The organism is Mycobacterium sp. URHB0044 (assembly GCF_000620625.1).
Lineage (GTDB): Bacteria > Actinomycetota > Actinomycetes > Mycobacteriales > Mycobacteriaceae > Mycobacterium.
Genome location: NZ_KK211157.1, coordinates 123,045 through 147,518 on the forward strand (window position 1 = coordinate 123,045; position 24,474 = coordinate 147,518).

The following is a 24,474-nucleotide window of genomic DNA, read 5'->3' on the forward strand; positions in this document are numbered from 1 at the left end:
CCTGGTTACGCGTTTGGATAGGGTGCGAACATGATCACCGACTGGACGGCTGCCGACGTACCGGACCAGACCGGCCGCGTCGCCGTCATCACCGGCGCAAACACCGGTATCGGCTACGAAGCCGCGGCCGTGCTCGCGGGCAAGGGCGCGCACGTCGTCCTCGCGGTACGCAGCCTCGACAAGGGCCGCGAGGCCGTGTCGCGGATCACGTCGAACAAGCCTGGCGCGAACGTCTCGCTGCAGCCGTTGGACCTGACGTCACTCGACGACATCCGCGCCGCGGCAGCCGAACTGAAGGCCGCGCACCCGCGGATCGACCTCCTGGTCAACAACGCCGGTGTCATGCAGACGCCCAAGGGGACGACGAAGGACGGCTTCGAGCTGCAGTTCGGCACCAACCACCTCGGCCACTTCGCGCTGACCGGGCTGCTGCTCGACCATCTGCTGCCGGTCGAGGGATCGCGGGTAGTGACGATCAGCAGCCAGGGCCATCGGCTGGCCAAGATCAACTTCGACGACCTGCAGTCCGAACGGCACTACAACCGGATCGCCGCGTACGGGCAGTCCAAGCTGGCCAACCTGCTGTTCATGTACGAACTGGCCCGCCGCCTCGACGGCACGAACACCATCGCGGTCGCCGCCCACCCTGGCGGTTCCAAGACCGAGCTCACCCGCAACTGGCCAGGATGGTTGCGGCCCGCCGCCGAAACGGCTTGGTCGCTGTTCGCCCAGACCCCGGCCATGGGGGCGCTACCGACGCTGCGCGCCGCCACCGATCCCGGCGTCCGCAACGCGCAGTACTACGGCCCCGACGGTTTCGCCGAGCAGCGTGGCTACCCGAAACTCGTTGAGTCGAACAAGAAGTCGCACGATGCCGCCGTGCAGCGTCGGCTGTGGAGTGTGTCCGAGGAACTCACCGGCGTCACCTACCCGGTGTAATCGCCCAGTCATTGTCGGCGACCCACGGCGAGGCGGCGGCGGCGATCGACCACGCGAGTTCCGCGGGCACGTCCAGCACGCGGTAGCCCTTCACCCCCGCGGGCGTTGCCGCGATCAGCGTCGCCACTCCGGCGCGGCGCTGAAACAAGGTTTGGCGTGCAGTCCAGCCGATGATGCCCGCGGCGGCAAGGCAATCGCGGCGCCGGTCGAGGCTGCCGGACCGGGCCACCAGCCATCCGTCGCCGACCCGGTGGCCCAACGCGCGGGCCCGGTCCGCGGCGACGAAGACGGCCGCCGCGACGAGTACGCCCAACCCCACCCAGACCCACGGCGGCACCGCGACCACGCTTGTCGTCGCCGCCAAACCGATGCCGAGAAGCGCGGGAAACATTAGGGCCCGCGTCCAGCGCCTGCGGGTGGCGACCGCACCGTGGCGGCGCAGTTCGCCGCGCACCACGTCCGATCGGCCGATCAATTCCGTCAACACCGCCTCGGCCGTGGCGGCGGGACACGGCGGTAACAACAGCGATGCCTCGCCGGACCCGTCGACGCCGGTCATGACTGCGTCGAGACGCGCGCCGCCGAACGCCCGTACCAACAACGGTTCCCGCAGCGTGCCACCGCGCAGGCGGCGCATGTCGAAGGTGTGTTCCCGCACGCGGAGCAGGCCGTGTTCGAGATGCAGTACGCCACCGTTCGATTCGTCGCGGCGCGACAGCACCAGGTTGCCGAACGTGACCAGCGACCGGGCGACCGAGAGCAGGACCGCGAGGATCAGCACCCCCAGCACCGTCACCACCACGGTCATGACGATGCCGAGCCGCTGGGCGGTGTCCAGCCCCTGGCGGGCGAGCGGCGAATCTTCCAGCGCGGCAACCGCTCCCGTCTGGTAGACCACACCGACGGCGGCGACGATCATGGCCAGTCCGGTGAAGCTGAGCGGGCTGTAGCGCAACCACGACGGCTGCCACCGTGCCAGCACCCGCTCGGGGCGAACCTGCTCGACGTCGGGCGCCTGCGAGTCGGCGAGCAGGATCGCGCGCAGCTCGGCCACGTCGTCGGAGCGGACGGCATCGAGCACGAACCCGGCGTCACCCTTGGCCTCCTGGCCGGTGCTGACCTTGACGACGGTCAGACCGAGCAGCCGGTGCAGCACCCGCGCGTCGGTCGACACGGATCGAATCCTGTTGCGCGGCACCGACAAGACGGTGCGCTGCAGCACGCCTGCGCGCCGCTGGATCTGCTCGGCGTCGATGCGGTACGTGGTGGTGAACCATCGGGCCATGCCGAACACGATCATCAGCGCCAGTGCCGCGATCAGGAACACCGGATTACCCGTCGCAGAACCCAGGACCACGGAGCCGATCAGAAGCGGGATCTGGCGGACGATTTCGTGCACCGGGTGAACCAGCAGCATCCGTGGACTCAGCCGGCGCCACTGTGCGGGAGCCGTCACGTCGCGTCCCGATCGCCGATCGAGGCGATGTCGGTCAGGCGGGCGGCGATCTCGTCGGCCACGTCGGAATCCAGCGCGACGATGCGGACCGCTCCCGCCGACGACGCGGTGGTCACGGTGACGTCAGCGAGGCCGAACAGCCGATCGAGCGGGCCGCGGTGCGTGTCGACGGTCTGCACCCGCGAGATCGGCGCGATGCGGCGCTCCTGCACCCACCACCCGGATCGGGTGTAGACGGCCTGCGGGCCGATCTCCCAGCGGTGCACGCGGTACCGCCACAACGGGGCCACCACGACGAACGTCACGACACCGAGTGCGGTCAGTGCGGCGGCGACGGCGTGCAACCAGCCCATCCGCGAGTCCAGCACGAACCACACCACTTGCGCCGTTGCGAGCAGCGCCCACGGGATGGCCGCCGCGATGGCCCACACCAGCGGAGCCTTCCGGCTGGGCGGATTCGCCGGGTCGTCGAGGGTCAGCACAGCTCTGAGTATGGTCTTGCTCATGACCTCGAACAGCAAGTGGAAGGCCTCGGACGTGCCCGATCAGTCGGGTCGGGTCGCCATCGTCACTGGCTCGAACACCGGCCTGGGCTACGAGACCGCGCTGGTACTCGCCGCTCGGGGGGCGCGCGTCGTACTGGCCGTGCGCGACACCGCGAAAGGCAAGGCCGCCGCCGCCCGCATCACCGGCGCCACTCCCCGCGCCGACGTGGTGGTGCAGCCGCTGGATCTCGGCTCGCTGCAGTCGGTCCGGACGGCCGCCGAGGAGCTGAAGACGGCCTACCCGCGAATCGACCTGCTGATCAACAACGCCGGCGTGATGTACCCGCCGAAGCAGAACACCAAGGACGGCTTCGAGCTGCAGTTCGGCACCAACCATCTGGGCCACTTCGCGCTGACCGGGCTGCTGCTGGAGCAGCTGCTGCCCGTGGAGGGTTCGCGGGTGGTCGTCGTCGGAAGCATCGCGCACCGGATCCAGGCCGCCATCCACTTCGATGACCTCCAGTGGGAGCGCAGCTACAACCGCGTCGCCGCGTACGGCCAATCCAAGCTGGCCAATCTGATGTTCGGATACGAGCTGCAACGTCGTCTCGAAGCGAAGGGTGCGCCGACCATCGTGGTCGCCGCCCACCCCGGGCTGTCCAACACCGAGCTGATGCGCCACATCCCCGGATCCGGTCTCCCCGGTTTCAGCCAGGTCGCTGGGCTTGTCACCAACAGTCCCGCCATGGGTGCGCTCGCCACGCTGCGTGCCGCGACGGACGTGCAGGCGACCGGTGGGCAGTACTACGGTCCCGACGGTTTCCGTGAGCTGCGCGGGCATCCGAAGTTGGTCTCCTCCAGCGCGCAGTCGCATGACGAAGACATCCAGCGCAGGCTCTGGACCGTGTCTGAAGAGCTCACCGGCGTCAGCTATCCGGTGTAGCTGGTGAGGTCCGTCGAGGAGCACCAGCGCGTCGTCGCCGGTCTGATCACCCCGCGGCCCGCCGTCACCGTCGCCATCGGCGACGCTCTCGGCCTCGTCCTGGCCGCCGACATCGTGGCACCGCTGTCCCTGCCCGGCTTCGACAACTCGGCCATGGACGGATATGCCGTCGTCGCCGAGGACATCGCGGATGCGTCGGAGGAACATCCGGTGAAACTGCCTGTCGCCGAAGATATTCCGGCGGGCCGCACCGACCCGCTGACTTTGGTGGCGGGCACCGCGCACCGGATCATGACCGGCGCGCCGCTCCCGTCGGGCGCGACGGCGGTGATCCCCGTCGAAGCCACCGACGGCGCCACCGACACCGTCAGCATCCGGGCGAGTGTCACACCCGGACAGCACGTCCGCCGTGCCGGCGAGGACGTCACCGCAGGCACCACCGTGCTGCAGGCGGGTCAGTTGCTCACGCCCGCCGCACTCGGGCTGGCGGCGGCGCTCGGCCTCGGCGAGCTGAATGTCATTCCACGGCAACGGGTTCTGGTGATGTCGACGGGAACGGAACTGGTGGCACCCGGCACTCCGCTGCAACCCGGCCAGATCTACGAGTCGAACGCCGTCATGCTGACCGCCGCAACGCGCGACGCAGGCGCCGAGGTGGTCGCCTCCCCGATGACCGGCGACGACGTGGCAACCTTCCGCGCCACCCTCGCGCGGCACGCGGCGGACGCCGACCTGATCATCACCACCGGCGGCGTGAGTGCGGGCGCCTACGAGGTGGTCAAGGACTCCCTCGGCGGGGAAGTGGAGTTCGTAAAGGTCGCGATGCAGCCCGGCATGCCGCAGGGCGCGGGAAGCACATCCGGGACGCCGATCATCACGCTGCCCGGCAACCCGGTCAGTGCGCTGGTGTCGTTCGAGGTCTTCATCCGTGGCCCGTTGCGCGCGGCGATGGGGCTCCCGCATCCCGAGCGCCCGCGCATCACCGCCGAACTCACCGAGTCGCTGCGCTCGCCAGGCGGTAAGCGTCAGTTCCGCCGCGGTGTGCTCGATCCCGAAAAGGGCACGGTCACCAGCTACGGCCCCCCGGCGTCGCATCACCTGCGCTGGCTGGCGTCGGCCAACTGCCTGCTCGAGATCGATGAAGACGTCGTCGAACTGCCTGCCGGTTCGCCGGTGCGGGTCTGGGTGCTGGACTAGGCGTCACGGACCGGCGCCTCCATACGTATTATCGAGTCGCCATGGCCAGACCAGCGCGACCACCCGCCGTTTACGACCACCAATCCGAGATCTCACGACTGATCGACCTCGTCAAGTCGACGGTGCCGCCGGTCCATAGCGCTGGGTTCCCGTTCATCGCAGGCGGCCTGGGTCTTGCCGTCGTGGGCCGCCGCCACCGCTGGGTGCGAAACACCGGGCTGAGCGCCGCTGCCGCGTGCGCGACGTTCTTCCGTCACCCGCCGCGCGTCCCTCCGACGCGCCCCGGTCTCGTCGTCGCCCCCGCCGACGGCCTGGTGACGCTGATCGACGAGGCCACGCCCCCTGCCGAGCTGGGGCTGCCCGACGTCCCGATGGCACGGGTCAGCATCTTCCTGTCGATCTTCGACGCGCACGTACAGCGGGCGCCCATCGCCGGCGAGGTCGTCGCGGTCAAACACCGCCCCGGCCAGTTCCAGTCGGCCGACAAGGACACGGCCAGCGCCGAGAACGAGCGCAACGGGGTGTGGATCCGCACGCCGGACGGCGTCGACGTGGTCGCGGTTCAGATCGCGGGTCTGATCGCCCGCCGGATCGTCTGCTCGACGCACGAGGGCGACCGTCTCGCGCTCGGTGAGACCTACGGTCTGATCCGGTTCGGCTCGCGGTTGGACACCTACTTCCCCGCCGACGCGAAGGTGCTCGTCGAGCTCGGTCAGCGTGCCATCGGTGGGGAAACCCCGCTGGCGGAGTTGCCGTGACCAAGCCCGGTGGCAACCGGAACCGCCCCCGGGCAATGCGCATCCTGCCCAGCGCCACCACAGTGCTGGCCATCTGCGCGGGCCTGACGTCGATCAAGTTCGCCTTGGACGACCGGCCGCACATCGCGCTCGCGCTGATCGGCGCGGCCGCCGTTTTGGACGGCATCGACGGCGGCATCGCGCGCGCACTCGACGCGCAGTCCAGGATGGGCGCCGAGATCGATTCGCTCGCCGACGCCGTCAACTTCGGTGTGGCGCCCGCGCTCGTCATCTACGTGACGCTGCTGCCGGACTCGCCGGTCGGCTGGATCTTCGTGCTGCTCTACGCGGTGTGCATCGTGCTTCGACTGGCCAGGTTCAATGCGCTGCTCGACGACGACACCAGGCCCGCCTACACCCGCGAATTCTTCACCGGCATGCCCGCGCCGTGTGGCGCTGTCGGCACGATCGGTCCACTGGCCGCGCTACTGCAGTTCGGCGAGGGCTGGTGGACGTCGCAGTGGTTCGTCTGCCTGTGGCTGGCCGCCAACTCGGCGCTGCTCGTCAGCCGGGTGCCCACACTGGCGCTCAAGGCGATCTCGGTCCCGACGAACGCCGCGCCCATCCTGTTGATCCTCGTCGCGCTCGCGGCGGCAGGCCTGTTGCTGTTTCCCTACGTGCTGGTCCTGTTGATCATCGTCGGCTACGTCTGCATCATTCCGTTCACCATCCGCAGCCAGCGCTGGGTGGCTGCCCGCCCCGAGACGTGGGACGTCAAACCGCAACAGCGCCGCGCCGCACGCAGGGCCATCCGCCGGGCGCAGCCGAACCGTCGCTCGATGACCCGGCTCGGACTGCGCAAGCCCGGCGCATGACACAGCTCGAGGCGACCGACGATCCGCCGCTGTCCCACCTCAGGTTGACGGCCCGACTCAACACGTCGGCCACGGATTCACGCCGCGGCGTCGTCCGTCTTCACCCGGAAGCGATTGCAGCGCTTGGCATCCGGGAGTGGGACGCGATCTCACTGACCGGTGCCCGCACCACGGCGGCGGTGGCGGGCATCGCAGGCCCCGACGTTCCCGCGGGCACGGCCCTGCTCGACGACGTCACGTTGTCGAACGCCGGTCTGCGGGAGAACACCACGGTGATCGTGGCGCCCGTGACGGTGTACGGCGCGAAGTCGGTGACGCTGACGGGCTCCCGGCTGGCCACTCAGTCGGTGTCGCCGGCCACGTTGCGAATGGCGTTGCTGGGCAAGGTGATGACGGTCGGTGACACCGTGTCGTTGCTGCCCCGCGACCTCGGCCCGGGGACGTCCACCTCGGCGGCCACCGCCGCGCTGGCATCGTCGGTCGGCATCACCTGGACCTCGGAGCTGCTCACCGTGACCGGCACCGACCCGGCCGGCCCGGTTAGCGTGCAACCGAATTCGCTGGTCTCGTGGGGTGACGGGACGGAACTGACGGCGCAGCCCACGACCGCCCAGCACACCGTGAGCACGCCGACGGTGACACCGGCCGGCCCGTCGATTCCGATCGACGATCTCAAGGGTGCCCACGTTCAGGCCGGCCGCCTCACCGAATGGCTGAAGCTCGCCCTGGATGAACCCAAACTCCTCGAAACGTTGGGCGCCAAGCCCAATCTCGGCGTGCTGGTGTCGGGGCCTGCAGGAGTGGGCAAGGCCGCGCTGGTACGCACGGTATGCGCCGCGCGGCGACTGGTCGAGTTGGACGGCCCCGAGGTCGGGGCGCTACGCGCCGAGGAACGACTGGCCAGTGTGTCGTCGGCGGTCGCCACGGTTCGCGACGGCGGCGGCGTGCTGCTCATCACCGACGTCGACGCGCTGTTGCCGGCTACCGCGGAGCCCGTCGCAACGCTGATCCTCGCCGAACTCCGTGCCGCCGTAGCGACGCCGGGAGTGGCGTTCATCGCGACGTCGGCGGTGCCGGACGCCGTCGACGCCCGGCTGCGGGCACCCGACGTGTGCGATCGCGAGCTCGGCATGAGCCTGCCCGACGGTGCCACCCGCACGGCGTTGCTCGAGGTGCTGCTGCGCGGGGTCCCTGCCGAGGGTCTTCAGCTCGACGAGATCGGCCAGCGCACACCAGGTTTCGTGGTCGCCGACCTTGCGGCGCTGGTTCGCGAGGCCGCACTTCGCGCAGCTGCCCGTGCGAGCGCCGACGGCAAGCCACCCGCACTGACGCAGGACGACTTCACCGGCGCACTGTCCGTGATCCGCCCGCTGTCCCGCTCGGCGACCGAGGAGGTCGCCGTCGGATCGGTGACGCTGGACGACGTTGGCGACATGGTCGAGACCAAGCAGGCCCTCACCGAGGCGGTGCTGTGGCCGCTGCAGCATCCCGACACGTTCGCCCGCCTCGGCGTCGAACCTCCGCGGGGCGTGTTGCTGTACGGCCCGCCGGGCTGCGGCAAGACGTTCGTGGTGCGGGCGCTCGCCAGCACCGGCCGGCTGTCGGTGCACGCCGTCAAGGGCGCTGAGCTGATGGACAAGTGGGTCGGTTCGTCGGAGAAGGCCGTACGCGAATTGTTCAGGCGCGCCCGTGATTCCGCGCCATCGCTGGTGTTCCTCGACGAGATCGACGCGCTCGCGCCTCGACGGGGCCAGAGCTTCGATTCGGGGGTGACCGACCGCGTTGTGGCCGCTCTGCTCACCGAACTCGACGGCATCGACCCGCTGCGGGACGTCGTCGTGCTCGGCGCCACCAACCGGCCCGATCTGATCGACCCCGCGCTGCTGCGGCCGGGCCGGCTGGAGAAGTTGGTGTTCGTGGAGCCGCCCGACGCGCAGGCGCGCCGCGAGATCCTGCGCACGTCGGGCAAGTCGATCCCGTTGGGTCCCGAGGTGAACCTCGACGAGATCGCCGACGATCTGGACGGCTACAGCGCCGCCGACTGCGTGGCGCTGTTGCGCGAATCCGCGCTGACCGCGATGCGGCGGTCGATCGACGCCGCCGACGTCACCGCGGCCGACGTCGAGAAGGCCAGGGCGACGGTGCGGCCGTCGCTGGACCCCGTGCAGGTGGAGGCGCTTCGGGCGTTCTCCGAGAACAGGTGATTCGCGGCCCTATGGGCGTTTTCGACACCAGGGTCGTTGATGGGTGCCGATGCGGGTGAACCAACGACCGTGGCGTGGAAATGGCCCATAGGACCGGAAAGACCCATGGGTTCCGTTGAAGCACTAGTTACGGGCGGGCCTCGAGGACGAGGTTGAACGGTGTTTCGGTGGCCCGCCGGAACCGGCGGAAGCCGCCGCCGTCGACCACCACTTCGCGCAGTCGCGCTTCACCGGCCTGAGCGCCGAGCGCAGGACCGTTGCGTGCCAGCGAGACTGGGACGCAGATCTGCGTCGACGCGCCGTACATCACCCGGCCCACCGGGTTCAGGTTGTCCTCGATCCGATCGTTGGCGAAGGGTTCCACGATCATGGCCGTGCCGTCGTCGTTGATCGCCTGGCGCGCGTGCCGAGACACACTGACCGGATCGCCCATGTCGTGCAGGCAGTCGAAGAACGCGATGAGGTCGAATCCCTTGCCGCCGTAGCCAACTGCGTCCGCGACCTCGAAGCGTGCGTTCGACGCACCGGCCGCCGCGGCCTTCTTGCCTGCCACGTCGATCGACTCGTCGTGGTAGTCGTAACCGATGAACTCCGAGTTCGGGTAGGTCTTCGCCATCAGGATCGTGCTGGCGCCGTGCCCACATCCGACGTCGGCAACCTTGGCGCCGCTCTTCAGTTTCTCGACGACGCCGTCGAGCGCGGGAAGCCAGGAGTCGATCAGGCTGACGTTGTAGCCGGCGCGGAAGAAGCGCTCGGTGCCCTCGAACAGGCACGGGTGGTGTTCGCCCCACTCCATGCCCGCCCCGGACTTGAAGTTGTCGAGCGTCTGCCCGAGCGCGTGAAAGGTCGCTTCGACGATGTTGTAAGCACCGGGCATGTCGACCGGGCCGTTCGGGTCGGTGAGACACAGCGCCTGTTCGGGGCTCAGTGACCACTCCCCGGATGACGCGTCGAAGTCCACGTATCCCCCGGCGCCCTGATTGCCGAGCCATTCGCGGACATAGCGTTCGTTGGTGCCGGTGCGCTGCGCCAGTTCGCCGGGCGTCAGCGGGCCCTTCGCCAGTTCGCGGTACAACCCGAGGCGGTCGCCGACGAGGATCAGCGTCGCACTCATCGCGGCCCCGAGATCACCGACGGCCTTGCCAAGGAATTCGTTGAGCTTGTTTTCGTCGACAGCCATGGCCCCATCGTGAGCGCGACGGCGGCCAGTTATCGCGGTTTGGCCATCTAGCCCTCAGCGAGGGCGGCCAAGCATTCAACCCGAACCGTTGACACTCCGAAATCGACATGTCACAGTAGGACTATCGAAACTAGGCAGCGTCAAGATCGGAGCCCGACATGACCACTCTTGCTCAGCAGCCAACCGCCGTCCGCGCCGGTGACCGCGACCGGGAGACCACCGCCAACTACCTAGGGCAGGCCCTTGCTCAGGGCTACCTCGACATGGCCGAATACGAACGCCGCGTGCAGACTGCCTTCGCCGCGCAGACCAACGCGGAACTGCGCCAACTCTTGGCTGACCTGCCCGTGGGATATCTGCGCCGTAGCGACCCGCGCAGGCGCGCCGCTCGCCAACGGGCGGCGCGGATGTCGGTGCGCCTGCACCTCGCCGCCTACCTCCTGATGGTCGTCATCGTGCTCACGGTGTGGCTGGCCGTCGCTCTGTCGGCGGGTGCCTGGTACTTCTGGCCGGTCTGGCCCATCCTCGGCGCGGGCATCGGTGTGCTTGGTCACGCCATCCCGGTGCGCATGGCCACGCGGCGGTAGCCCGAGCACCCGACCCGTAAACTGGCCTGAGACAAAGCCAGCCAAATACTCAGACGGCTGACACCCCGCTCGATACGGAGTGCCATGCTCGCCATCCTCGTTGCGCACGCGGTCGCCGCCGTGGTCGCGCCGGTGCTCGTGCACCGTTGGGGACGGCAAGCGTTCTATCCGCTGGCACTCGTACCGCTCGGCTCATTGGTGTGGGTGATCCAGAACTGGCCGGGACGTGGCGACCATCGCGTCGACGTCGACTGGGTGCCCGAGCTGTCGATGAACATCACACTTCGGTTCGACGCGCTCGCCGCGATCATGAGCGTGCTGGTGCTCGGCATCGGCGCTCTGGTGCTGTTGTACTGCGCCGAGTACTTCCACCACCACGACGGCCACACCGAGAAGCGCCTGCCCAGCTTCGCCGCCGAGCTCGTCGCCTTCTCCGGCGCCATGTTCGGCCTGGTGGTGAGCGACAACATGCTGCTGCTCTACCTGTTCTGGGAACTGACCACGGTGTTGTCGTTCCTGCTGGTCGGCCACTACGCCGAACGCGCCACCAGCCGGCGGGCGGCCACCCAGGCACTGCTGGTCACGACCGCGGGCGGGCTGGCGATGTTGGTCGGCATCGTCATCCTCGGCACGACGTCCGGCACCTACCTGTTGTCCGAGCTGATCGCCGACCCGCCGTCGGGCCAGCTCGTGTCGGTCGCCGTCGTGCTGGTGTTGGTCGGCGCGCTGTCCAAGTCGGCAATCGTGCCCATGCACTTCTGGCTGCCGGGCGCGATGGCCGCACCGACGCCGGTCAGCGCCTATCTGCACGCGGCGGCCATGGTGAAGGCGGGCGTCTACCTGGTGGCCCGGATGACACCCGGGTTCGCCGACTCTCCCCCGTGGCGCCCGATCGTGGTGACCCTCGGCCTGCTGACGATGCTGCTCGCCGGTTGGCGAGCCGTACGCGAATACGACCTCAAGCTGATCCTGGCGTTCGGCACCGTCAGCCAACTCGGTCTGATCACGCTCATGGTCGGCACCGGTGGCGGCGATCTGATGCTGGCGGGCCTGGCGATGTTGTGCGCGCACGCCATGTTCAAGGCCGCACTGTTCATGGTCGTCGGCATCATCGACCACGCCACCGGCACCCGCGACATCCGCCGGCTCGCGTGGTTGGGCCGACGGCACCGGCCGCTGTTCGTCGTCGCCGCTGCCGCGACCGCCAGCATGGCCGCGCTGCCGCCGTTCCTCGGGTTCGTCGCGAAGGAAGCGGACTTCGAGACACTCGCGCACAGTGCGTCGCTCGGTGCGGCCGCGCCGTTCGTGCTCGGCGGCGTGGTGTTCGGTTCGGTCTTCACCACCATCTACAGCCTGCGCTTCCTATACGGCGCGTTCGCGCGCAAGGGACGGTCCACGCCGAGTCAGCGGGTGGCCGAAATGCACAGGCCGCCAGCCTCTTTCCTGGTCGCCCCCGGCATCCTGGCGACCGCTGGCCTGCTGTTCGGTGTCTGGCCGACCGGCCTCGACCAGGTGCTCGACGGCTACGCCGACACCGTGCCGGGCGGCGCGGGCTATCACCTGGCGCTGTGGCACGGCGTGACTGCGCCGCTGGCGCTGTCGGCTCTGGTGCTCGCCGTGGGCATCGCGGCGTTCTTCGCACGCACCCGGCTGCGCCGCGTCCGGGTGGGCTACCTGCCGCTCGGCAATGCCGACCGCATCTACGACGCAGTGATCCGCGGCGCCGACGTCTTCGCGGTGCGGCTGACCTCTCTGACGCAGCGCGGCTCGATTCCGGCAACGCAGTCGGCGATCCTGTCGATGCTCGTCCTGCTGCCCATCGCGATGTTGGTGCTGGGCGCCCGCGATCGGCCGCAGCTCCAGCTGTGGGACTCACCGCTGCTGGTAGTGGTCGGACTGATCATCCTTGCCGCCGCGCTCAGCGCAACCGTCCTGCGCAACCGGCTGGCCGCAGTGCTGTTGGTCGGCGTCACCGGCTACGGCTGCGGCGCCATCTTCGTGTTCCACGGCGCACCCGATCTGGCCCTCACCCAATTCCTGGTCGAGACACTGACATTGGTGGTGTTCGTGTTGGTGCTCCGCACGCTGCCCGCCGAAGCGGACGCCGTCAAGATGCGACAGCACCGGCTGCCGCGGGCGTTGCTGGCCCTTGCGGTCGGCGGCAGTGTCACGGCACTCGCGGTGTTCGCGATGTCCGCGCGCACCACGACGCCCATCGCCGACCTGCTGCCCGACGCGGCCTACTACAGGGGGCACGGGTCGAACACGGTCAACGTGCTGCTCGTCGACATCCGCGCGTGGGACACCATGGGAGAGATCTCGGTGTTACTGGTGGCTGCGACGGGTGTGGCCTCGATGGTCTTCCGGCACAGGCGGTTTGGCACCGCCCCGCGCGTCAGCGATGCCGGGCAGCCCGATATCGGCCGGATCCCGGTGCTCCCGACCAGTCCTGCCGTCGGCGAGATCACGTGGCTGCGCGGCAGCGAACTACGTGATCCGCGGTACCGGTCGCTGGTGCTCGAGGTCGCCACCCGGATCATCTTCCCGCTCATCATGGTGCTGTCGGCGTACTTCTTCTTCGCGGGTCACAACACTCCCGGCGGCGGCTTCGCCGGCGGCCTGACCGCCGGGCTCGCCCTGGTCTTGCGCTACCTGGCAGGCGGCCGCTACGAACTCGGCGAGGCGCTGCCCCTGGACGCGGGCAAGGTGCTGGGCGCGGGCCTGGCGCTGTCGGCGGGAACCGCCGTCACGTCACTGCTGGTCGGCGCCCCCGTGCTGTCGTCGGCGCTGATCCAGTTCGACGTCCCGGTGCTCGGCTCGGTCAAGTTCGTCACCGCACTGTTCTTCGACCTCGGCGTCTACCTGATCGTGGTGGGCCTGGTGCTCGACGTGCTACGTAGCCTCGGAGCGCGCGTCGACGTCGAGATGGCGCGGCTGCACCGGGTGGCCCCATGACGGCCAACCTGGTTCCGCTGCTCCTCATCGGCGGCCTCACCAGCACGGGCGTCTACCTGCTGCTGGAACGCAACCTGACGCGAATGCTGTTGGGGCTGTTGCTCATCGGCAACGCCGTCAACCTGCTGATCCTCACGGTCAGCGGGCCGTCGGGCAACCCGCCCGTGCGCGGCCGGATCAGCGACGGCAAGACCACCACCGCCGATCCGTTGGCCCAGGGCATGATCCTCACCGCGATCGTCATCACCATGGGCATCGCGGCGTTCGTGCTGGCCTTGACCTACCGGTCCTACCGACTGTCGCGCGCCGAGGAGATCGCCAACGACGCCGAGGACGCCAGGGTCGCACAACTGTCGGCGCTTGAGGCCGACCTACTCGAAGAGGACGTTCCGAAGGCCGACCGCGCAAAGGACACCGACGAACCCGACGAACTCGACGCGCTGCCCGGCCACGAGGGGTCCCGATGACGGCCGCGGCGGTGCTCACCCCGCTGACCGTGCTGATCCCGACGCTCGCGGCGGCGGCGACGTTGTTCGCCGGCCGCAGGCCGCGGTTGCAGCGCGTCATCACGCTCGTCGCACTGACGTCCGTGGTCGGGGTATGCGCGGCGCTGCTGCACTTCGCCGACCGCGACGGCACCATCGCGGTGCACGTCGGCGGATGGGGGCAGACCGTGCCCGGCATGGGTCCGCTCGGCATCACCCTGGTGGTGGATCGGCTGTCGGCACTGATGCTGATCGTGTCGTCGATCGTGCTGTTGGCGGTGGTGTTCTACGCCATCGGACAGGGCATCCGGGACGGCGACGAACGCCAGCCCGTTTCGATCTTCCTGCCCACCTACCTGGTGTTGTCGGCGGGCGTGTGCACGGCGTTCCTGGCCGGCGACTTGTTCAACCTGTTCGTCGGCTTCGAAGTGCTGCTGGCCGCGAGCTTCGTGCTGCTGACCATCGGCGCCAGCACCGAACGGGTACGCGCGGGGATCGCCTACGTCATGGTGTCGATGGTCTCGTCGCTGATCTTCCTGATCGGCATCGCGTTGATCTACGCGGCGACCGGCACCCTCAACATGGCGGAGTTGTCGGTTCGGCTCGCCGACATCCCCGCAGGAACCCGCGGTGCGCTGTTCGCCGTGCTGATGGTCGCGTTCGGCATCAAGGCTGCGGTGTTCCCGCTGTCGACGTGGCTACCGGACTCCTACCCCACGGCGCCCGCACCGGTCACTGCGGTGTTCGCCGGCCTGCTGACCAAAGTCGGTGTGTACGCGATCATCCGGGCACATTCGCTGCTGTTCCCCGGCGGCGCCATGGACCGCATCCTGCTCGTCGCGGCGCTGCTGACGATGATCGTCGGCATTCTGGGCGCCATGGCGCAGAACGACATCAAGCGGCTGCTGTCCTTCACCCTGGTCAGCCACATCGGCTACATGGTGTTCGGCATTTCGCTGTCCAGCGCGCTCGGCATGGCGGGTGCCATCTACTACGTGGCACACCACATCGTGGTGCAGACCACGCTGTTCCTGGTGGTCGGGCTGATCGAACGCCAGGCAGGCGCGTCGACCCTGCAGCGGCTCGGCGGGCTGGCCGCCGCCAGCCCGGTGCTGGCGCTGGTCTTCTTCGTGCCCGCACTGAACCTCGGTGGCATACCGCCGTTCTCGGGGTTCATCGGCAAGGTGGCGCTGTTGGAGGCGGGCACTCGGGACGGCTCGGTGCTGGCCTGGCTTCTGGTCGGGGGCAGCGTCGCGACGAGTCTGCTGACCCTGTACGTGATGGCGAGGGTATGGACGAAGGCGTTCTGGCGGCCGCGATCCGACGCGCCGGAGGGTGCGCTTTCGGCCGCGACGCCGTCGGCGTTGCTCGACGATTCGGAGGACGACGTCACCTATTCGGAGCGCGACGACGTGGGCCGGATGCCGATCGGCATGGTGTTGCCGACGGGCGCGCTGATCGCCGTGGGCCTCACCCTGACCGTGTTGGCAGGCCCGATCTTCGGGTACGCCGAGCGCGCGGCCGACGAAGTCCTCGACAGGGGCCAGTACATCTCGGCCGTGTTGGGGGGTGACCAGCACCGATGAGGCGGACCCTGCTGCGCGTGTGGGTGCTGTGCTGGCTCACGATGGTCTGGATGTTCTTGTGGGGCACCGTTTCCGCGGCGAACGCAGTGACCGGACTCGCCATCGCACTGGTGATCACGCTGCTTCTGCCGCTGCCCGCGGTCCCCGTCGAGGGCCGCCTGCACGTGCTGTCGCTGCTCCGGCTCGTCGTTCAGGTGGCGTGGTATCTGGTGCTGTCTTCAGCACAATTGGCGTGGCTGGCGGTCAAACCTGGACCACCACCGCGCACCGCAGTGTTGCGTGCTCACCTCGCGATCAAGTCGGATCTGGTGCTGGCGTTGGCGGTCAGCGTCATCACCCTCATCCCGGGTTCGATCGTGCTCGAGATCGACCAGACCCGCAGGATGATCTACGTCCACGTCATCGACGTGGGATCTGAGCGCGCGGTGGCGCGGTTCTACCACCAGGTCGCGGTGCTCGAGCGCCTGCTGATCGCGTCGTTCGAGCGAGGCGCGGATTGGCGGCCGTCGCCGGAGAGGGAGGAGGCCGCACCGTGAATACCGTTTGGGTCATCGCCGCCGTACTGCTCTCCGCTGCCGCCGCGATCACGATGTTCCGGCTCCTCGCGGGCCCCGGCACGCTCGACAGGTTGGTCGCGCTCGACACCTTCGTAGCCGTGACGATGTGCGCGATCGGCACTTGGGCCGCCTACAGCCTGGACACCACGGTGACCTACAGCCTCACCGCGCTGGCGCTGATCAGCTTCGTCGGTTCGGTCAGCGTGGCCCGCTTCCGGGTGCGCGACACCGACCGCGACGACGGGACACCCCAGTGACCGCCGCCGGCGTCCTCGACGTCCTGGCCGCCGTGCTGGTGCTCTCCGGATCGATACTGGCCCTCACCGCGGCCATCGGCGTGGTGCGGTTTCCCGACACGCTGTCGCGGATGCATGCCGCCACCAAGCCGCAGGTGCTCGGCCTGCTGCTGGTGCTCGTCGGCGCGGCGATCCGGCTGCGTGGTCACGCCGACGTGGGCATGCTCATCCTCGCCGGCCTGTTCACCGTCATCACCGCGCCCGTCGTGGCCAACCGGGTTGGCCAACTCGCATACCGGGAACAGAGTTTCCGTGACGACCTGCTGACCCGCGACGAGATGGCCGAGTATGACGAGAACTGACGACGACACCTGGGACATCACCGAGAGCGTCGGTGCCACCGCTCTGGGCGTGGCAATGGCGCGGGCGGCTGAAACCCGAGATGACTGCTGCCGCTTGTTCGACGACCCGTACGCGCAGTGGTTCGTCGACGCGGCGATCGAGCGCGGGTGGCAACCACCGATCCCCGACACGGACGTCTCGAAGCTGCCTGCGCGGATGCGCATGGTCTGGGCCTACGCGGCCGCGCGGACGAAGCACTTCGACGACTACTTCATCGCCGCGGGTGCCGCGGGGCTCGTCCAGGTGGTCATCCTCGCCGCCGGCCTGGACGCCCGCGCCTGGCGCCTGCCGTGGGTGACCGACACCGTGGTGTACGAGATCGACCAGCCGAAGGTGCTCCAGTTCAAGGCCGAGACGTTGCGGGCGCACGATGCGCAGCCGGCGGCACGCGTCGTCGAAGTCCCAATCGACCTGCGCGAGGACTGGCCAACGGCATTGCGGGACAACGGTTTCGATCCGTCGCAGCCGACGGCGTGGTTGGCCGAGGGACTGCTGCCCTATCTCCCGGCGGACGGCCAGGACCTGCTGTTCGAGCGCGTGCAGCAGCTCAGTGCGGTCGACAGCCGAATCGCGGTGGAAGCGTTCGGCCCCGGCTACTTCGACGAGGACTACCAACAACAGATCCGTGCCGCGGTGCGGGAGATGCGCGAGGAGGCCGCCCAAGCCGGCCACGACATCCCCGACGCTACCGAGCTGTTCTTCGCCGAACCGCGCGCCGACGTCGCCGACTGGTTGCGCGACCGCGGCTGGGAGGTCACCAACCTTCCGGCGGCCGAGGTAGTTGTCCGGCACAAGCGTGAGCTGGCGGACGACATGCAGGACCGTCGCAGCGTGTTCGTCGAGGGCCGCAGGCTCGCCGGCCCCTAGTCATGCCTTGGCAGCGGTTTCGAGGATCCAGTCCTCGAACCGGATGTCGAACAGCGTCGCTCCGTCACCGGGAACCAGCGTGCGCTCATCGATGGCGACGCCCGCGTACCGTGCGGCTGGGTCGGCAACGACCCGGCGGGCGTCGCCGCGGGCGGTCAGCGCCGTCCTGATGAGGTCGGGGAGGCGGAACTGCTCCGGCCCACCCACTTCCATGATCCCGTTCACCGGGGCATTCACCGCGGCAATGGCGACCGCCTCGGCGACGTCCGCCGCCGCCATCGGCTGAATGAGCTTGGACGGCAGCCGCACCGTGTCGCCTTCGGTGGCTGAATCGGCAATGACCTTGAGGAACTCGAAGAACTGCGTCGCGTGCACGATCGAGTAGGGAATCGGTCCTGCGCTGACGAGCTCCTCCTGTGCCAGCTTCGCCCGGGAGTAGCCGCTCTCCCGAGCCAGCCGCTCGGTGCCGACGACCGACAACGCAACATGGTGCGCCACACCGGCTTCGGCTCCGGCCGCCAGGAGATTTTTGGTCGACGTGACGAAGAACTCCGTCGCCGCGTCCTCCTCGATCGACGGCGAGTTCGACACGTCGACGACCGCCTGTGCCCCGGCCAGGACGTCGGGCAGCCCCTTCCCCGTCACAGTGTTCACACCGGTCGAGGGAGAAGCGGCGACGGCGTCGTGCCCGTGTTCGGTCAAGCCGCGCACCAACTTTGATCCGACGAGGCCGGTTCCCCCGATGACGACGATTCTCATGACGAGCCTTTCTTGGTGTGGCAGCTTCCCGCCCGCCAGAACGGACACGCTGCCGTGGATTCATCCCGGTCGCGGAGATTGGTGACCGTCGGCCGCGCCCAGCAATGCCCTTGCCGTCGGCGTGAGCGGACTCACTCGGACCCAACCGGTATGGTCAACACCCATGTCGTTCCAGCTTCGGGGGGAACGTCTCCGCGGTCGCGCGAACGAGTGCGAGACGCTTCGGGGCCTGATCTCGACCGTCCGATCCGGTCGTTGCCAGGTGCTGGTGCTGCGCGGTGAGGCGGGTGTCGGCAAGACCGCATTGCTCGGATACGCATCGGCGGTGGCGACGGGATTCAGCTCCATTCAGGTGACTGGCGTTCAGTCCGACATGGAACTCGCATTCGCCGGCCTGCAGCAGCTGTGCGCGCCGCTCATGGATCACGAAGACGAATTGCCCGAGCCGCAGCGCGAAGCGTTGGCGGTTGCCTTCGGCCGCGGAATCGGCCCTACCCCGGACCGCTTCCTGGTCGGCCTCGCGGTGCTGAGCCTGCTGGCCGCCGCCGCCAACGATGAGCCCTTGCTGTGCGTCATCGACGACGCACAGTGGCTGGACCAGGTGTCCGTGCAGACGCTGGCCTTCGTGGCACGGCGTCTGATGGCCGAACCCGTTGCCCTCGTGTTCGGGGTGCGCGACGACGGCGACAGCGAGGTGCTGGCCGGCCTGCCGGAATTGCGGATCGGCGGCTTGTCCGACGGCGATGCCCGGGGGCTGCTGGAGTCGGTGATGGTCGGCGGGATCGACCCGCGGGTGCGCGACCGCATCGTGGCGGAGACGCGTGGCAATCCACTTGCGCTCCTCGAAGTTCCACGCAACGTCTCCGCGGCCGAGTTGGCCGGCGGGTTCTGGAATGCGGGTGGGCGATCATCGGCGGGAGAGATCGAAGAGGGCTTCGTGCGCCGCATTCGGTCGTTGCCGGAGCCGACGCAACGGTTGCTGCTCGTCGCGGCGGCCGAGCCGGTTGGCGACGCCGCATTGTTCCTGCGAACCGCGGCGCAACTGGGCATCCCCATCGACGCACTGGGGCCGGCCGAGGCCGCAGGAGTGCTCGAGTTCGGACCCCGCATGCGCTTCCACCATCCGCTCATGCGCTCGGCCGCGTACCGCGCGGCCGACCTGACCGAACGCAGGGCGATACACCGGGCGCTGGCCGACGCCATCGATCCGCAGTCCGACCCCGACCGTCGCGCCTGGCATGCCGCCAGTGCCGCGGCGGGTCCCGACGATGCGGTGGCCGCCGAGCTGGAAGCTTCAGCCGACCGAGCCCAGAGCAGGGGCGGAATCGCTGCGGCGGCGGCGTTCTTGGAGCGCGCGACCGTATTGACGTCGGATCCAGCACTCCGCGGCGTTCGGGCGATCGCGGCCGCAAAGGCCAAACGGGACGCAGCCGCTCCCGCGGCGGCCTACGAACTCCTCGCCATGGCCGAACTCGCACCGCTGTCCGAGCTCCAGCGGACTCAGGTAGTTCGGTTGCGCGCCCAGATGGAGTTCGCCCGTAGCCGGGCAGGCGGCCGCGGCGCGCGCCAGCTGAGCGAAACGGCTCCCGCTCTCCTCGCTGCCGCCAAGCTTCTCGAAGACCTCGACGACTACGCCTCTCGCGAGACGTATCTCGAGGCGCTCGCGGTGATCATCTACGCCGGTCGGCTCGGACCACCCGGCAGCCTGGAGGCTGCCGCCGAGGCGGCGCGCGCCGCGATGAGCCGTGCACCCGTGCTGCCGCGTGCGGTCGACATGCTCTTGAAGGGCATCGCCGAACGGATCACGGGCGGTTTCAGCGCGGGGGCCGGTCCGCTGCGCGTCGCCTTGGACCTGATGTGCGAGCTTGCGCAGTCGAACGACGGCCAGGTGCGGCGGTGGACGGAGTTGCCGGCCTTCCCGGTCTTGCAGGAACCATCCGCACACGAGTTGTGGGATGAATCGATCACACTGCGACTCTCCACCGCCGCGGTGCGGCAGACGCGTGAAGCCGGCGCGCTGGCCGGCCTTCCCCGAGCGCTCGTCTACCGGGCCGGCGTCCACATCTGGGCAGGCGAATTCGCCATGGCAGCAACACTCATCGAAGAGGCGAACTCGATCACCGCGGCCACGGACCCCGTCGCGCCGGTGCGATACCACTCCGTGTTGCTCGCCGCGTGGCGCGGAAATCCGTCCGACGCGGTTGCGGCGATCGAGGCGGCCGCCGCCGACGGAATCGCCAAAGGCGAGGGCCGGCTGCTCGGCCTGACCGGATACGCCGGCGCGATCCTGTACAACGGCCTCGCCCGATACGAGGAGGCATTCGCGTCGGCTTCCGACGCTTGCCGATACGAGGACCTCGGCTTCTACGGCCGGTGCCTCCTCGAACTGGTCGAAGCGGCGGCACACACGGGTGACCGGGAAGCCGCCACGCGGGCCGTCGCGCAGCTGCACGAAAGTGCGGGCGCCAGCGGAACCGATTGGGGGCTGGGTGCTTTGGCGAATGCGCAAGCGCTCCTCGCCGATGACGACCACGCGGAGCAGCTGTTCACCGAAGCCGTCGAACGCCTTGAGCGCACCCGCGTCGTCGTTCACCTCGCGCGGGCCAAGTTGTGTTACGGCGAATGGCTGCGCCGGGTGAACCGGCGGACCGATGCCCGCAGACAGCTCAGCGAGGCCTATGAGATGTTCACCCGGATGGGTGCCGACGCCTTCGCTGAACGGGCCCGCCGGGAGCTGGTGGCCACCGGCGAGAAGGTCCGAAAGCAGTCGGCAGGCACGGGTGACGAGCTGACCGCACAAGAGGCGCAGATCGCCAGGCTCGCCGGCGATGGGCTGACCAATCAGGAGATCGGTGCGCAGCTGTTCATCAGCACCCACACCGTCGAGTGGCACCTGCGGAAGGTCTTCGTCAAGCTCGGCATCACCTCGCGTAGGCAGCTGCGCACCGTGTCGTGGGCGAGCTAACCGACGAGACGGTGACGTTCGTCAACTGATTTCCCGGACCTGCGCGCCACTCGTTACCATTCATGATCGGACCAGCCCAGTCAGATGGGGCGAATCAGCAAGGTCCTTCTGATCAGACGCGGTGGTGGTTATGTCGGGGCCGGAGCGGGGGCAACGTCTTCGCGGTCGGCAGAGCGAATGCGAGACGCTTCGCAGCCTGATGTCGAGCGTTCGATCCTCCGGCAGCCAGGTGTTGGTGCTGCGCGGCGAGGCCGGTGTCGGCAAGACCGCATTACTCGAATACACATCGGAACTGGCGATCGGATTCCGCGAGGTGCAGGTCGCCGGCGTCCAGTCCGACATGGAGCTCGCATTCGCCGGGCTGCAGCAGCTGTGCGCGCCGCTGCTGGATCACCTCGACGAGCTGCCCGAACCACAGCGCGAAGCTCTGAACGTGGCCTTCGGCCGCGGCGTCGGGGCCACCCCGGACCGCTTCCTGGTCGGTTTGGCGGTGCTGAGCCTGATGGCCGCCGCCGCGAACGACCAACCCCTGCTGTGCGTCATCGACGACGCACAGTGGCTCGACCAGGTGTCCGTGCAGACGCTGGGCTTCGTCGCGCGCCGCCTGATGGCCGACCCGGTCGCCTTGGTCTTTGCCGTGCGCACGACCAGTGGCGAACAGGTCTTGGCCGGCCTTCCCGAACTGGTGCTCAGTGGCCTTTCGGACGACGACGCTCGAGAACTGCTGGACTCCGTGGTCCTCGGCCGCCTCGACCCACGGGTTCGCGACCGCATCGTGGCTGAGACGCGTGGCGTTCCGCTGGCGCTGCTCGAAGTGCCTCGCAACGTGTCCGCGGCCGAGCTTGCCGGCGGGTTCTGGAATGCCGCCGCGCGAGCGTCGGCGGGACAGATCGAGGAAGGGTTCGTGCGCCGCATTCAAGCGCTTCCGGAGCCGACGCGGCGGCTTCTGCTCGTCGCCGCGGCCGAGCCGGTTGGCGACGCCGCATTGTTCCTGCGCGTGGCGGCACACTTGGGCATTGCGGTCGACGCGCTCGCACCCGCGGAAGCCGCAGGGATGATCGAGTTCGGACCCCGCATGCGTTTTCACCACCCGCTGATGCGCTCGGCAGCCTACCGCGCGGCCGACCTGACCGAACGCAGGGCGATCCACCGCGCGCTGGCCGAGGCCACCAATCCGGAGTCCGACCCCGACCGTCGGGCCTGGCATGCCGCAAGTGCGGCAGCGGGACCCGACGATGCGGTGGCCGCCGAACTGGAAACCTCGGCGGGGCGGGCGCAGACCAGAGGCGGAATCGCCGCGGCGGCAGCGTTTCTCGAGCGCGCGACGGTACTCACGTCCGATCCGATTCTTCGCGGCGCCAGGGCGATCACCGCAGCGCAAGCCAAGTGGGATGCGGCTGCACCTGCGGCGGCGCACGAGCTCCTCGCGATCGCCGAACTCGGGCGCCTTTCGGATCTCCAACGGGCCAAGGTCGCCCGGATGCGGGCCCAGATGGAGTTCGCCCGCAGCCGTGCAGGCGAGCCGGGCGCACCTCTGATCAGCGACGCCGCGGCGCAACTGCTCACTGCCGCCGACGGTCTCGAGAATCTGGATGACGAACTGGCGCGTGAGACCTATCTCGAGGCGCTCACCGCGGCCATGTACGCCGGCCGACTCGGCGAACCCACCGGGCTAACACGGATAGCCCGGGCCGGTCGCGCCGCGGTCGATCGGGTTCCCGAACTGGTGCGACCCGTGGACTTCCTGTTGAGCGGCATGACCAGCCGGATCCTCGACGGTCCTGGCGCCGGCACCGACCACCTCCGCTCCGCACAGGAGCTGTCGAAGGCCCACGTCCAGAACGGCGACGGCAAAGCCCTCCACTGGCCGTTCCCGATCGCACAGGAATGCGCCGCGCACGAGCTGTGGGACGACGCGGTCTTGCAACAAGTCGCCACCGACATGGTTCGGCGTGCACGCGACACCGGTGCACTGGCCGTGCTGCCGAGAGCGCTCGTCCATCGGGCCGGAGTCCACGTGTACGCGGGCGAATTCGCCACTGCCGCAGGGCTCATCGACGAGGCGGACGCCATCACCGCGTCGACGGGCCACACGTCAGTCAAATACCACTCCTTGACGTTGGCGGCGTGGCGGGGCAAGGCTGACGATGCCACCAATCTGATCGAGGCGGCCACCGCGGACGGAATCGCGCGAGGTGAAGGCAGATTGGTCGGTCTGGCCGGCTATACGTCCGCCGTGCTCTTCAACGGCCTCGGCCGGTACGAGGAGGCTTTCGCAGCTGCCCGCGAGTGCTGCCGATACGAGGATCTCGGCTTCCACAGTTGGTGCCTCTTCGAGCTCATCGAAGCCGCGGTACACATCGGCAACCGGAAGGCCGCGGACTCGGCCCTGCCGAGGTTCGAGGAACGGGCGGGCGCGAGCGGGACGGACTGGGGCTTGGGCGAACTGGCGGCCGCGCGAGCACTCCTCGCCACCAACGAGCACGCTGAAGCCTTGTTCACGGAGGCCATCGAGCGTCTCGATCGCGCTCGTGTCGCGCTACAGGTCGCCCGTACTCGGTTGTCTTACGGCGAATGGCTGCGGCGCGTGAATCGTCGAAGGGATGCCCGCGAGCAGCTCAACACCGCCTACGAGATGTACACCCAAATGGGCGCTGCAGGCTTCGCGGAACGGGCCCGCCGCGAGCTGGCCGCGACCGGGGAGAAGGTGCGCAAGCAACCGGTGAGCTCCGGCGGGGAGCTGACGGCCCAGGAGTCGCAGATCGCCCGCTTGGCGGGCGACGGGCTGACCAATCAGGAGATCGGTGCGCAGCTGTTCATCAGCACCCACACCGTCGAGTGGCACCTGCGGAAGGTCTTCGTCAAGCTCGGCATCACCTCACGCAGGCAGCTGCGCACCATTTCCTGGGCGAGCTAGCCGAGGTGCGTACTTCCTAAAGCCGTCACCCCTGACCCCGTAGTGCACTCACTACGGACTAGTGACTACGGGTTTCCAAGGGTCCGCATCGAGTCCCCAACCTCCAGGCTGAATTCATCAGCCATTCCCCACACTGGAGGGT

Annotated in this window: 20 protein-coding genes; 16 read left to right on the top strand and 4 right to left on the bottom strand. The window is 68.8% G+C overall.

Annotated features, from left to right (window positions below; translation table 11 throughout):
• Nucleotides 1–30 precede the first annotated feature (30 nt).
• Nucleotides 31–939 carry an SDR family NAD(P)-dependent oxidoreductase gene (locus N536_RS0136475; protein WP_029118128.1) on the top strand — a complete coding sequence of 303 codons (909 nt, stop codon included), beginning with the start codon at nucleotides 31–33 and terminating at the stop codon, nucleotides 937–939.
• Here the strand turns inward: N536_RS0136475 and N536_RS0136480 are convergent.
• Nucleotides 923–2,356 carry a PH domain-containing protein gene (locus N536_RS0136480; RefSeq protein ID WP_155948890.1) on the bottom strand — a complete coding sequence of 478 codons (1,434 nt, stop codon included), beginning with the start codon at nucleotides 2,354–2,356 and terminating at the stop codon, nucleotides 923–925. The two genes, N536_RS0136475 and N536_RS0136480, sit on opposite strands and share 17 nt — an antisense overlap.
• 35 nt (nucleotides 2,357–2,391) lie before the next feature.
• Nucleotides 2,392–2,901 carry a PH domain-containing protein gene (locus N536_RS0136485; protein ID WP_155948884.1) on the bottom strand — a complete coding sequence of 170 codons (510 nt, stop codon included), beginning with the start codon at nucleotides 2,899–2,901 and terminating at the stop codon, nucleotides 2,392–2,394.
• Between N536_RS0136485 and N536_RS0136490 the strand changes: the two genes are divergently transcribed.
• Genes N536_RS0136490 through N536_RS0136510 form a run of 5 tightly spaced genes read left to right on the top strand, consistent with a single transcriptional unit; the run spans nucleotide 2,900 to nucleotide 8,836 of the window.
• Nucleotides 2,900–3,823, top strand: a complete 924-nt coding sequence (locus N536_RS0136490; RefSeq protein ID WP_036438985.1) for an SDR family NAD(P)-dependent oxidoreductase — start codon at nucleotides 2,900–2,902, stop codon at nucleotides 3,821–3,823. The two genes, N536_RS0136485 and N536_RS0136490, sit on opposite strands and share 2 nt — an antisense overlap.
• Nucleotides 3,824–3,826: 3 nt before the next feature.
• Complete coding sequence (gene glp, locus N536_RS0136495; protein ID WP_029118132.1) at nucleotides 3,827–5,020, top strand: gephyrin-like molybdotransferase Glp; 1,194 nt, start codon at nucleotides 3,827–3,829, stop codon at nucleotides 5,018–5,020.
• A gap of 41 nt (nucleotides 5,021–5,061) precedes the next feature.
• On the top strand, nucleotides 5,062–5,778 hold the full coding sequence (locus N536_RS0136500) for a phosphatidylserine decarboxylase (protein ID WP_029118133.1): 717 nt from the start codon (nucleotides 5,062–5,064) through the stop codon (nucleotides 5,776–5,778).
• A 35-nt stretch (nucleotides 5,779–5,813) separates the two neighbouring features.
• A complete protein-coding gene (locus N536_RS0136505) occupies nucleotides 5,814–6,632 on the top strand; it encodes a phosphatidylcholine/phosphatidylserine synthase (RefSeq protein WP_051575036.1) in 819 nt (272 codons plus the stop codon).
• The gene (locus tag N536_RS0136510) at nucleotides 6,629–8,836 is read left to right on the top strand and encodes an AAA family ATPase (protein WP_029118135.1); all 2,208 of its coding nucleotides are present in this window, start codon (nucleotides 6,629–6,631) and stop codon (nucleotides 8,834–8,836) included. The genes N536_RS0136505 and N536_RS0136510 overlap by 4 nt, the downstream gene beginning before the upstream one ends.
• A gap of 127 nt (nucleotides 8,837–8,963) precedes the next feature.
• Here the strand turns inward: N536_RS0136510 and N536_RS0136515 are convergent, their stop codons facing one another.
• Nucleotides 8,964–10,016, bottom strand: a complete 1,053-nt coding sequence (locus N536_RS0136515) for a methyltransferase domain-containing protein (RefSeq protein ID WP_029118136.1) — start codon at nucleotides 10,014–10,016, stop codon at nucleotides 8,964–8,966.
• A gap of 158 nt (nucleotides 10,017–10,174) precedes the next feature.
• Between N536_RS0136515 and N536_RS0136520 the strand changes: the two genes are divergently transcribed.
• The 8 genes from N536_RS0136520 to N536_RS0136555 all read left to right on the top strand — a co-directional run bounded on the left by N536_RS0136520 (nucleotide 10,175) and on the right by N536_RS0136555 (nucleotide 17,691).
• On the top strand, nucleotides 10,175–10,603 hold the full coding sequence (locus tag N536_RS0136520; protein ID WP_029118137.1) for a DUF1707 domain-containing protein: 429 nt from the start codon (nucleotides 10,175–10,177) through the stop codon (nucleotides 10,601–10,603).
• Between the two features lie 84 nt (nucleotides 10,604–10,687).
• Nucleotides 10,688–13,558: a Na+/H+ antiporter subunit A gene (locus tag N536_RS0136525; protein ID WP_029118138.1), complete on the top strand. Its 2,871-nt coding sequence runs from the start codon at nucleotides 10,688–10,690 to the stop codon at nucleotides 13,556–13,558.
• The gene (locus N536_RS0136530; RefSeq protein WP_029118139.1) at nucleotides 13,555–14,025 is read left to right on the top strand and encodes a Na(+)/H(+) antiporter subunit C; all 471 of its coding nucleotides are present in this window, start codon (nucleotides 13,555–13,557) and stop codon (nucleotides 14,023–14,025) included. The genes N536_RS0136525 and N536_RS0136530 overlap by 4 nt, the downstream gene beginning before the upstream one ends.
• Entirely contained in the window at nucleotides 14,022–15,629 is a 1,608-nt protein-coding gene (locus N536_RS0136535; protein WP_029118140.1) for a Na+/H+ antiporter subunit D, read from the top strand. Before N536_RS0136530 ends, N536_RS0136535 begins: the two co-directional genes overlap by 4 nt.
• The gene (locus tag N536_RS0136540; protein WP_029118141.1) at nucleotides 15,626–16,165 is read left to right on the top strand and encodes a Na+/H+ antiporter subunit E; all 540 of its coding nucleotides are present in this window, start codon (nucleotides 15,626–15,628) and stop codon (nucleotides 16,163–16,165) included. The genes N536_RS0136535 and N536_RS0136540 overlap by 4 nt, the downstream gene beginning before the upstream one ends.
• The gene (locus tag N536_RS0136545; RefSeq protein ID WP_029118142.1) at nucleotides 16,162–16,443 is read left to right on the top strand and encodes a monovalent cation/H+ antiporter complex subunit F; all 282 of its coding nucleotides are present in this window, start codon (nucleotides 16,162–16,164) and stop codon (nucleotides 16,441–16,443) included. The genes N536_RS0136540 and N536_RS0136545 overlap by 4 nt, the downstream gene beginning before the upstream one ends.
• Nucleotides 16,440–16,784, top strand: a complete 345-nt coding sequence (mnhG, locus tag N536_RS0136550) for a monovalent cation/H(+) antiporter subunit G (protein ID WP_029118143.1) — start codon at nucleotides 16,440–16,442, stop codon at nucleotides 16,782–16,784. Before N536_RS0136545 ends, mnhG begins: the two co-directional genes overlap by 4 nt.
• Nucleotides 16,771–17,691, top strand: a complete 921-nt coding sequence (locus N536_RS0136555) for an SAM-dependent methyltransferase (RefSeq protein WP_029118144.1) — start codon at nucleotides 16,771–16,773, stop codon at nucleotides 17,689–17,691. Before mnhG ends, N536_RS0136555 begins: the two co-directional genes overlap by 14 nt.
• Here N536_RS0136555 and N536_RS0136560 read toward each other — a convergent pair whose 3' ends face one another.
• A complete protein-coding gene (locus N536_RS0136560) occupies nucleotides 17,692–18,450 on the bottom strand; it encodes an SDR family oxidoreductase (RefSeq protein ID WP_029118145.1) in 759 nt (252 codons plus the stop codon).
• A 163-nt stretch (nucleotides 18,451–18,613) separates the two neighbouring features.
• Between N536_RS0136560 and N536_RS0136565 the strand changes: the two genes are divergently transcribed.
• Both N536_RS0136565 and N536_RS0136570 read left to right on the top strand, forming a co-directional pair.
• Complete coding sequence (locus N536_RS0136565) at nucleotides 18,614–21,415, top strand: helix-turn-helix transcriptional regulator (protein ID WP_029118146.1); 2,802 nt, start codon at nucleotides 18,614–18,616, stop codon at nucleotides 21,413–21,415.
• A gap of 130 nt (nucleotides 21,416–21,545) precedes the next feature.
• Nucleotides 21,546–24,332 carry a LuxR family transcriptional regulator gene (locus tag N536_RS0136570; protein WP_029118147.1) on the top strand — a complete coding sequence of 929 codons (2,787 nt, stop codon included), beginning with the start codon at nucleotides 21,546–21,548 and terminating at the stop codon, nucleotides 24,330–24,332.
• Nucleotides 24,333–24,474 lie beyond the last annotated feature (142 nt).